Source organism: Agromyces sp. NDB4Y10, from assembly GCF_001620055.1.
In the GTDB taxonomy this organism is placed as follows: domain Bacteria; phylum Actinomycetota; class Actinomycetes; order Actinomycetales; family Microbacteriaceae; genus Agromyces; species Agromyces indicus.
This window is the reverse complement of record NZ_LQGY01000027.1, coordinates 1-1,367: the sequence shown is the minus strand read 5'-3', so window position 1 is coordinate 1,367 and position 1,367 is coordinate 1. Positions and strand designations below refer to the sequence as shown.

The window sequence follows — 1,367 nt, the reverse complement described above, 5'->3', positions numbered from 1 at the left end:
CGGGGGCGGAGCGCCCTCGGCGCCCGCCCCGTGCGCGGCCCCGTTCCGAGCGGCCTCGTCCTGCGACATCCGCTGCCCTACGCCGAGATGGACTTGCCGGCGGAGCCGAGCTGGCGCGTGGACTCGCCGACGCGCGCGGCCATCGCCGTCTCGGCGACCTTGCCCCAGGCGCGGGGGTCGTACTGCTTCTTGTTGCCGACCTCACCGTCGACCTTGAGCACGCCGTCGTAGTTCGTGAACATGTAGCCCGCGATCGCGCGCGTGAACGCGTACTGCGTGTCGGTGTCGATGTTCATCTTCACGACGCCGTTCGCGACCGCCTCGGCGATCTCCTCGTCGGTCGAGCCGGAGCCGCCGTGGAAGACCAGGTCGAGCGGCTTCTCGCCGGTGCCGTACTTGGCCGCGAGGCCGTCCTGGATCTCCTTCAGCAGCGACGGGCGGAGCTTGACGTTGCCGGGCTTGTAGACGCCGTGCACGTTGCCGAACGTGAGCGCCGCCATGTACCGGCCCTGCTCGCCGAGGCCGAGCGCCTCGACGGCGGCGATCGCGTCGTTCAGCGTCGTGTAGAGCGCCTCGTTGGAGCCCTCGTGCTTGACCCCGTCCTCCTCGCCGCCGACGACGCCGATCTCGACCTCGAGGATGGCGTTGATGTTCTTCAGCTTCGGGAGGATGTCCTTCGCGATCTCGAGGTTCTCGTCGAGCGGCACGGCCGAGCCGTCCCACATGTGCGACTGGAAGATCGGGTTGCGGCCCGCCTTCACCTCCTCCTCGGAGGCGGCGATGAGCGGGTAGACGAAGCCCTCGAGGGCCTCCTTCGGGCAGTGGTCGGTGTGCAGCGCCACCGTGACCGGGTACGCCTTCGCGACCTCGTGCGCGAACTTCGCGAACGCGAGCGCACCGGCCGCGCGGGCCTTCACCGTGTGGCCGGCGAAGTAGTCGGCGCCGCCCGTGGTGACCTGGATGATGCCGTCGGAGCCCGCCTCGCTGAGGCCCTGCAGCACCGCGTTGAGGGTCTGCGAGCTCGACACGTTGAACGCCGGGAAGGCGAAGCCCTGGGCCTTGGCGGTGTCGAGCATCTGCGCGTACTGCTCGGGAGTTGCGATGGGCATACCTTGCTCCTTCGGGAAGTCGTGGGTTGCGCACGAGTCTAGCGACGTGTCGAGGCGGCCTCAGGTGCGTGACGGATGCCGCGGCCGCATCGGGCACGATGGATCCGTGTCCTCGCCCCAGCCCCACGATCCGCCGCTCGACGACCGTCCGCTCGACCGCGTGCTCGCCGAGGCGACCCGGCTCGCCGCCGTCGCCGCCGTGCCGCTCGTCGGCCGCGGCGACCGCGACGCGGTCGACGGCGCCGCCGTCGCCGCCAT

The 1,367-nt window shown here is 70.7% G+C and carries 1 protein-coding gene; it reads right to left on the bottom strand.

The window, feature by feature from the left end; genetic code table 11:
* Positions 1-77: 77 nt before the first annotated feature.
* Positions 78-1,109 (bottom strand): class II fructose-bisphosphate aldolase, encoded by a 1,032-nt coding sequence (gene fbaA / locus AVP42_RS06975; RefSeq protein ID WP_067947482.1) that lies wholly within the window; start codon positions 1,107-1,109, stop codon positions 78-80.
* Positions 1,110-1,367: the final 258 nt, after the last annotated feature.

Excerpts from the sequence above, each read along its gene's own strand:
- fbaA (WP_067947482.1), bottom strand. The coding sequence starts at position 1,109 with ATGCCCATCGCAACTCCCGAGCAGTACGCGCAGATGCTCGACACCGCC.